This is a genomic window from Streptomyces sp. NPDC005899, from assembly GCF_040629645.1.
Taxonomy (GTDB): Bacteria; Actinomycetota; Actinomycetes; order Streptomycetales; family Streptomycetaceae; genus Streptomyces.
In genome coordinates this window covers 1-8,051 of record NZ_JBEXWB010000297.1, presented here as the reverse complement: position 1 = coordinate 8,051, position 8,051 = coordinate 1, and the positions used below count along the sequence as shown (strand labels likewise).

8 protein-coding genes are annotated in these 8,051 nt (G+C 73.6%); 4 read left to right on the top strand and 4 right to left on the bottom strand.

The annotated features are described in order from the left end of the window. Positions 1–48 precede the first annotated feature (48 nt). From ABZ371_RS25570 to ABZ371_RS25560, 3 genes are all read right to left on the bottom strand, one after another. The gene (locus tag ABZ371_RS25570) at positions 49–1,566 is read right to left on the bottom strand and encodes an alpha-N-arabinofuranosidase (protein WP_358683706.1); all 1,518 of its coding nucleotides are present in this window, start codon (positions 1,564–1,566) and stop codon (positions 49–51) included. A gap of 188 nt (positions 1,567–1,754) precedes the next feature. Next, a complete protein-coding gene (locus ABZ371_RS25565; protein WP_358683704.1) occupies positions 1,755–2,183 on the bottom strand; it encodes an organic hydroperoxide resistance protein in 429 nt (142 codons plus the stop codon). An 89-nt stretch (positions 2,184–2,272) separates the two neighbouring features. Next, a complete protein-coding gene (locus ABZ371_RS25560) occupies positions 2,273–3,295 on the bottom strand; it encodes an NADP-dependent oxidoreductase (RefSeq protein ID WP_358683702.1) in 1,023 nt (340 codons plus the stop codon). A gap of 125 nt (positions 3,296–3,420) precedes the next feature. Here ABZ371_RS25560 and ABZ371_RS25555 point away from each other — a divergent pair, with 125 nt between their 5' ends. Then, a complete protein-coding gene (locus ABZ371_RS25555) occupies positions 3,421–3,900 on the top strand; it encodes a MarR family transcriptional regulator (protein WP_358683700.1) in 480 nt (159 codons plus the stop codon). Between the two features lie 160 nt (positions 3,901–4,060). On the opposite strand, the gene ABZ371_RS25550 is transcribed toward ABZ371_RS25555, so the two are convergent. Further along, positions 4,061–4,567 (bottom strand): hypothetical protein, encoded by a 507-nt coding sequence (locus tag ABZ371_RS25550; protein ID WP_358683698.1) that lies wholly within the window; start codon positions 4,565–4,567, stop codon positions 4,061–4,063. 344 nt (positions 4,568–4,911) lie between these two features. Here ABZ371_RS25550 and ABZ371_RS25545 point away from each other — a divergent pair, with 344 nt between their 5' ends. The 3 genes from ABZ371_RS25545 to ABZ371_RS25535 all read left to right on the top strand — a co-directional run. Further along, positions 4,912–5,487, top strand: a complete 576-nt coding sequence (locus tag ABZ371_RS25545) for a hypothetical protein (protein WP_358683696.1) — start codon at positions 4,912–4,914, stop codon at positions 5,485–5,487. Between the two features lie 129 nt (positions 5,488–5,616). Next, positions 5,617–6,654, top strand: coding sequence for a rod shape-determining protein (locus ABZ371_RS25540; RefSeq protein WP_358683694.1), 1,038 nt, complete (start codon positions 5,617–5,619; stop codon positions 6,652–6,654). A 15-nt stretch (positions 6,655–6,669) separates the two neighbouring features. Continuing rightward, positions 6,670–8,051 (top strand): GAF domain-containing protein (locus ABZ371_RS25535; RefSeq protein ID WP_358683692.1); only part of this gene is annotated, 1,382 nt, incomplete at its 3' end.

Here is an 8,051-nt window from a genome sequence, read left to right as displayed (position 1 = left end):
CGGGCGCTGGGCCCCCGCCCCCGGGGGGGGCCCCCCCGTCCGCCGTCGTCACACCAGCCGGATCATGTTCCAGGACATCGGCTCCAGCGCGGCCTTCAGCACCCCGCCGGCCAGCTCGGTGCCCTCGGCCGGGTGCGGGGCCACCCGTTCGGGCTCGGCGAGGGTGTTACGGGCCTCCGGGTCGGCGTCGGCGACGACCAGGTGCTCGGCGACCGCGTCCAGGTCCAGTCCGGCCAGGGCCACTTCGAGCGGCAGCACGGCGTCCTGGTCCCGGTTGACCGCGAAGACGGTGACGGCACCGGTCTCCGGGTCCCGTACGGCGGTGGCGTGCAGCAGGTCCGCCTCGCCGTACTTCGCCGTCCGGTACGTCGGTGAGTCCACCCGCACGTCCAGCACCTGGCCCCGGCCGTACCGTGCCGCCTGGGCGAAGGGGAAGAAGGTCGTCTGCCGCCAGGCGGGCCCGCCGGGCTCGGTCATGATCGGCGCGATCACGTTGACCAGCTGGGCGAGGCAGGCGACGGTCACCCGGTCCGCGTGCCGCAGCAGCGCGATGAGCAGGCTGCCGACGACGACGGCGTCGGTGACGCTGTAGCTGTCCTCCAGCAGCCGCGGGGCCTCGGGCCAGTCGAGCGGGTTCTCCTGCGCCTCCTGCTCGAAGCGCCGCTGGTACCAGACGTTCCACTCGTCGAAGGAGAGGTCGATCCTCTTCGGCGACTTGAGGCGCGCTCCCACGTGGTCGCAGGTCGCCACGACGCTCTCGATGAAGGACTCCATGTCCACCGCCGAGGCGAGGAAGGAGCCGCGGTCGCCGTCGGTCTCCTCGTAGTAGGCGTGCAGCGAGACGAAGTCGACGAGGTCGTAGGTCTCGGCGAGCACCGTCGCCTCCCACGCCGCGAAGGTCGGCATGGCTCGGCTGGAGGAGCCGCACGCGACGAGTTCGACGGACGGGTCGATCTGCCGCATCGCGCGCGCGGTCTCGGCCGCGAGCCGCCCGTACTCCCGCGCGGTCTTGTGGCCGGTCTGCCACGGGCCGTCCATCTCGTTGCCCAGGCACCAGAGCCTGATCCCGAAGGGGTCCTCGTCACCGTGGGCGACGCGGCGGTCGGAGAGTTCGGTGCCGGACGGGTGGTTGGCGTACTCCTGGAGCTCGACGGCCTCCTGGACCCCCCGGGTGCCGAGGTTGACCGCGAGCATGGGCTCGGCCCGGGGGCCGATCTTCCTGAGGAAGTCCATGTACTCCGAGAGGCCGAAACGGTTCGTCTCGGTGGAGCGCCACGCGAGGTCGAGACGGCGGGGACGCTCGCCGACGGGGCCGACGCCGTCCTCCCAGCGGTAGCCGGAGACGAAGTTGCCCCCGGGGTAGCGGATGGCGGTGACACCGAGCTCGCGGACCAGCTCCAGGACGTCGGTGCGCAGCCCGGCCTCGTCCGCGGCGGGGTGGCCCGGCTCGTGGATGCCGTCGTGGACGCAGCGTCCCAGGTGCTCGACGAACGATCCGAAGAGCCGTGGGTTCACCTCACCCACGGTGAAGGCCGGGTCGAGGGTGAAGCGCGCGGTGCGGGTCATGACTTCCTCACGGGTCGACTCCGATGTACGGTGTGTTCGGTATATCGAATGATGCTCGTGTTCTCGAACGGGACCGTAGGGTCACTCTCCGCGGGCCGTCAATGCCCCGTGCGCGCCTTTACCGGCGGGACGGCCGAGGGCCGCACCCCTGGAGCGGGATGCGGCCCTCGGCCGTACGGACGACCTGGTCAGGCGACCGACAGCTCGACCTTGATGTTGCCCCGGGTGGCGTTCGAGTAGGGGCACACCTCGTGCGCCTTCTCGATGAGCGACTGGGCCGTCGCCCTGTCGACGTTCGGGATGGAGGCGGTGATCGCCACCTCCAGGCCGAAACCGCCCGCCTCGGTCTTGCCGATGCCGACGGACGCGGTGACCGTCGAGCCGGAGATGTCGGCCCGCTCCTTGCGGGCGACCACGCCGAGCGCGCCCTGGAAGCAGGCGCTGTAGCCCGCCGCGAAGAGCTGCTCGGGGTTGGTGCCCGCGCCGCTGCCGCCCATCTCCTTCGGCGGGTTGACGACGACGTCGAGCTTGCCGTCGTCGCTGGAGACGCGGCCGTCACGGCCGTTCTCCGCGGTGGCGACGGCGGTGTAGGCCACGTCGATGTTCTGGATGGTCATACGAGGATTCCTCCTGCTGATGCGCCGCGGCTCGCGCCCACGACCGCGACGGCCTGGGCCGAGCCTAGCGGGTGACGGCGGAGCGGCGGTCAGGCGTCCAGCGAAACGATCATCTTGCCGGTGTTCTCGCCACGCAGGAGGCCCACGAACGCGTCGAAGCCGTTCTCGATGCCCTCGACCTTCGTCTCGCGGTACTTCAGCTCGCCGGAGGCGAGCCAGCCGGCCACCTCCTGGACGAACTGCGGCTGGAGGTCGGAGTGGTCGCCCACGAGCATGCCCTGCAGGCGGAGCCGCTTGCCGATGACCAGCGCGAGGTTGCGGGGGGCCGGGCTGGGCTCCGTGGCGTTGTACTGGGCGATCATGCCGCAGATGGTGGCGCGGCCGTGCACGTTGAACGAGGAGATCGCGGCCTCCAGGTGCTCGCCGCCGACGTTGTCGAAGTAGACGTCGATGCCGTCCGGCGCCGCCTCGCGCAGCTGGTCCCGCACGGGGCCGTTCTTGTAGTTGAAGGCCGCGTCGAAGCCGTACTCCTCGACCAGGAGCTTCACCTTCTCGTCGGACCCGGCGGAACCGATGACCCGCGAGGCGCCCTTGAGCTTCGCCATCTGGCCGACCTGGCTGCCGACCGCACCGGCCGCACCGGAGACGAAGACGGCGTCGCCCTCCTTGAAGGAGGCGACGTCGAACAGGCCCGCGTAGGCGGTGAGCCCGGTCATGCCGAGGACGCCGAGGTAGGCGGAGAGCGGGGCGATCGAGGCGTCGACCTTCACCGCGTGCTTGGCCGGCACGTCGGCGTACTCCCGCCAGCCGAGGCCGTGCAGCACGTGGTCGCCCACGGCGAAGCCGTCGGCGTTCGAGGCGATGACCTCGCCGACCGCGCCGCCGTCCATGGGGTGGTCGAGCTTGAAGGGCGGGGTGTAGGACTTCACGTCGTTCATCCGGCCGCGCATGTACGGGTCGACCGAGAAGTACAGGTTGCGGACGAGGACGCGGCCCTCGCCGGGAGCGGTCACCGGCGCCTCGCGCAGCGCGAAGTCCTTCGCCTCCGGCCATCCCTGGGGGCGGGCGACGAGGTGCCATTCGCGGCTGGACGTGGGAAGTGCTGCAGACATGGGCTGGGGGTCTCCTCGATGTCTCACGGAACGTGTGGGGGTGGGAAGAGAGAATGCTTCATCACCTGAAACAACCATGCGCATCGATATTTCATCTTGTCAAGTAATTGGGTATCCTGGGTGTCATGGCCTCCTCGCGCACGGACCCGCTGACCCTGGACGTCATCGAACTCATCGGCGGCGTCGTGGCCCGCTACCACGAGGAGTACGACCGGGCCGCCGCCGCCCACGCCCTGACCGGCGCCCAGGCCCGCGTACTCGGTCTCCTCTCCCTGGAACCGATGCCCATGCGCAAGGTCGCCCGGAGACTCAAGTGCGAGCCCTCCAACATCACCGGCATAGTCGACCGGCTGGAGCTCCGCGGCCTGGTGGAGCGCCGGCCGGACCCCGCCGACCGGCGGGTGAAGCTGGCCGCCCCCACCCGGGACGGCCTGCGGACGGCCCGGCAGCTCCAGGACGCGCTGGACTTCGCCCGCGAGCCGCTCGCCGAGCTGTCGGAGGTGGAGCGCACGATGCTGCGCGACCTGCTGCGCCGCATGCTCGGCGAGGAACCGGCCGCCGGGCCCGGGGACACCCGCCGTACGGACCCCCGGAAGACGGCCTGACCCCGCGGCCGCACCGCCGGGCGACCGCCGCGACGCGGGCCGGGGCATCAGGTTTTCCGGGTGGACGGCCCTCCGCCGGAGCACGGACGTCCCCCCGAACACGGACACCCACCTGCGCACGGACACCCGCCGGAGCACGGAAAAGGCCGTGCCGGCGTCCTCACGTGCAGAACCAGAGCCACCGCGTGCAGGTCTCGGTGGGCGAAGGGGCCGGTGACGGTTCGCCCGGAGGTGCGGGCCGCGTCGGCTCGGCGGTGGGGTCGCCGGAGGGCGTCGGCCCGGCCGGCGTGCCGGTGTCCCCCGCGTCCCCGGCGTCTCCGGTGTCCCCGGTGTCTGGGGACACCGGGGACGCGGGAGGCTGCTCCTCGGGCGGGACGGACGCCGGTGCGGGCGCCTCGTAGCCCCCCGGCGAGGCCGTCACGTCCGGCCCGGCATCCGTGGGACGGGGGTCCGCCACCGGCACGGCGGTAGGGACGTCCACCGGCCCCGGGCCCTCGGACACGGTGCCGGCCGAGGAGGGGGCCGGGGCCGGTCCGGCCGCGGTCGCCTCCGCCTCGCTCACGTAGTCGGCGGCGCCGGTCCCGTGCTCGGACTCGGACTCGGCCGCCAGCTCGGCCAGGCTCAGCGCGCCGGCGGCCATCACCACCCCTGCCGCCGTCAGCAGCACACCGCGTCCCCGGCGGCGGTGCCCCCTGCGGCCCGGGGCACCCCGGGCGCGGCGGCGGGACCCTCGTGCCCCTGCGGGCTCGATGGTCTCGCCCGGCGGCTCCGGTTCGTGACCGGGGTGCGCCGGGACGGCGTAGGGGACCAGCGCGTCGGCGGGGGTTCCACAACCGGCACAGGCCAGGGCGCCGTTGAGGTGCCGTTGGCACGGGTGGCAGTAATCCATGGCGCCCGCAGACTAGTTCGGCGGGAAACGCCGAGGAAGCCGCTCAGGTGAGGATCCTGTGTGGAAGAACGGATTCCGGCGCGCGGCGTCCGATACGCGCGAGACGCGGCAGGATGGGCGCCATGACCGCTCGCACCCCCTTCGGGCCGCTCGAGTTCCAGCTCGTCCTGCTGCGCCGGATGGCCGATCACCAGCCGGGCCTGGTGGAGGACGCCCGTCACGAGCTGAGCGCCTCGCTCGCCGAGATGCGCGAGGCGAACCGGCGCTGGCAGGCCATGGTGCGCGCCCCGCACGGCCGGGGGGCGCTGCGCCGCTACCGCTCGGTGCTCGGCGAGCCGGAGGCGGCCGTGCGCCGAGCGGTCGGTGACCTGGAGTGCGACGCGCTGCTGTGGCCGCTGCCGCTCTGGCCCGACCTGCGGTTCGAGGTGATGGCGGGCCCCGGCGGTGCCGTGTGGAACGAGTGGCTGGTCCGCGCCCCGGGCAGGGCGGGGCCTGAGCTGCGTACGGCCGGCGATCTGCGGCCGTGGACCTGCACAGTGGACGAGGTCGCCCGGGCGTTCCCGGGGGCCCGCCCGATGGAGGGCAGCGCACCCACCCGCTGGGCGCTGGCCCTCACAGACCCCGCCGACGGCCGTGGCCGCGTCGCCGAGTTCACCTGGGGCCTGTTCCAGCGCCTGCTTCCCGCCGGTGACCGGTAGCTGGCGCACCGTCAGCTCGGGGTCCCTCGTACGCCTCACCCAGCGCGCGCCGTCACCCGCCCGGCGTGACGATGCCAGGACAGCCGGCTGCCGCCGGTGCCCGCCGTCAGCGCTCTCGGGAGACCTGCCGTGACCGTCAGTCTTGAGCAGTTGCGCCGTTGCCACGTCGCCGTCGATCTCGGGGCCGCGAGGACCCGTGTGTACGTCAAGGGAGCCGGGCTCGTCGTCGACGAGCCCAGTGTCGCCGCCGTCAACACCCGCACCGGCTCGCTCATCGCCGTCGGCGCCCTCGCCGAGCAGATGACCGGCCGCACGCCCGCCTACATCCGGGTGGTCCGGCCCGTGACCGGCGGAACCGTCGTCGACATCGACATGGCCCAGCGCATGCTGCGCCACCTGCTCGGCGAGAAGCTCCGCCGCCAGCTGCGCCGCAAGCCCCGGCTGCGGGCCGCCGCCTGCACCCCGCACGAAGCCGACCCGCTGGCCCAGCGGGCGACCGTGGAGACGCTCGTCGGGCTGGGCGCGCGCCGCGTGGAGCTGGTCGACACCATGATCGCCGCGGCCGTCGGCTGCGGACTGCCGGTGGAGCAGCCCACCGCCACCATGATCATGGTGTGCGGGGCCGCCACGACCCAGATCGCGGTGCTCTCGCTGGGCTCCATCGTGACGGCCGTCCGCATCCCCGTCGGTGGCGAGGCAATCGACCGCGCGGTGATCCAGCACCTGCGCCAGCACCACGAGCTGATGCTGCCCAGCCAGTCGGTGCGCCCGCTGCAGGTGGCGCTGCGGGGCAACGGCCTGACGCTCAACGGCCCGGCGGTGACGGAGATCCACGGCCGTGACGTGGTCACCGGACTGGCCCGGTCGGTGGAGGTCGACACGGCCGCCGTACGGGAGGCCATCCACACCCCGCTCATGGCGGTGCTCGACGGCCTGGGCAAGGTGCTGCGGGACTGCCCGCCCGACCTGGTGGCCGACATCGCGGACTCCGGGATCATGATGGTCGGGGGCAGCGCCCTGCTCCCGGGGCTGGACCAGATGCTGCGCGACGCCACGGGCGTACCCGTGCACATCGCGGAGCGGCCCGACGTGTGCTCCATCCTCGGCCTCGGCGCCATGCTGGACGGCACGGTGCAGCCGCTGGTCCTCAACCCGCTCGCCCGCTGAGACCCGCACCGGACCGTGGGCGGCACCGGCCCGGACCCGCGGAGCACCCTTCAGCACATCGTGGACACCGCCACCGCGCTGGCCGGCGCGGACCAGGGCGCCCTCATCCTCGTGGACACCGGCGACAACCGTGTCACCGGGCTGTTCACCACCGGCCTCACCGACGCCGGACGCCAGGACCCCGGGCCGCTCCTCGACCCGCGCGGCACCCTCGTCGCGGCGCTGCTGCGTGACGGGGAGCCCCTGCGGATCGACGACACGGCCACCGATCCGCGCTGCGCGGGCACGGCGGCCGGGCGCTCGCCCGGGCGTTCCTTCCTGGGGGCCGCGATCCGGGTGTCCTCCGGGGTGCCGGGCTGCCTCTGCCTCACCGCGCGGGAAGCCGGGCGGTTCACGGACACGGACCTCGCGCTGCTGCGGCTGCTCGCCTCCCAGGCGGCCGCGGCCGTCGACGGTGCCCACCTGCACGAGGCGGCGCGGCAGCGGGAGCACTGGATCGAGGGGGCCGCCGCCGTCACCCGGGCCCTGCTGGGCGGCACGGGAACGGCGGACGCCCTGATGACCGTCGCGGAGCGGGCCAGGGTGCTCGCCGGCGCGTCGGCGGGGGTGATCCTCCAGCCGACCGGGGAGGGCGGCATGGAGATCGTCACCGCCTCCACCCGCGACGACCCGGCGGGCCTCGTCGGCACCGTGATCGAGCCCGGCTCCCCGGTCCTCGTGCAGTTGCTGGGCGGTGAGCCGGTGTTCCTGGAGGACTCCGCGACGGACCCGCGGATGACGACCCACGTGCGGGAGCGGTTCGGCCCCAGCATGATGCTCCCCCTCCGGAGCGGCGGCCGGCTCATCGGCACGCTCGCCCTCCCACGGCGGCGCGGCGGCCGCCCCTACACGGCGCTGGACCGGCTGCTCGCCTCGCGGTTCGCCTCCCAGGCCGCGCTGGCCCTCGTGATGGCGGACGCCCAGCACTACCGCGAACAGCTCGCGGTCTACGAGGACCGCGACCGGATCGCCCGCGATCTGCACGACCTCGTCGTCCAGCGGCTGTTCGCGACGGAGATGATGCTGGAGTCCACCCGCCGCAAGGACCTGGCGGGCGACGGCGGGACCGCGGAGCTGCTCGCGCGGGCGGTCGACGAGCTGGACTCCACCATCCAGGAGGTCAGGACCGCGATCTTCGCCCTGCAGCAGCCGCCGGCCGAGGCCCCGTCCACCTTCCGCGGCCGGGTCCTGCGGGAGACGGCCGGCGCCGCGGCGGTCCTCGGTTTCCAGCCGTCGGTGCACTTCTCCGGCCCGGTGGACGCCCTCGTCCCGGAGCCGGTGGGCGGTCAGCTGCTCGGCGTGCTGCGCGGGGCGCTGGCCGCGGCGCACCGGCGCGCGGGGGTGTCGGCCGTCGAGGT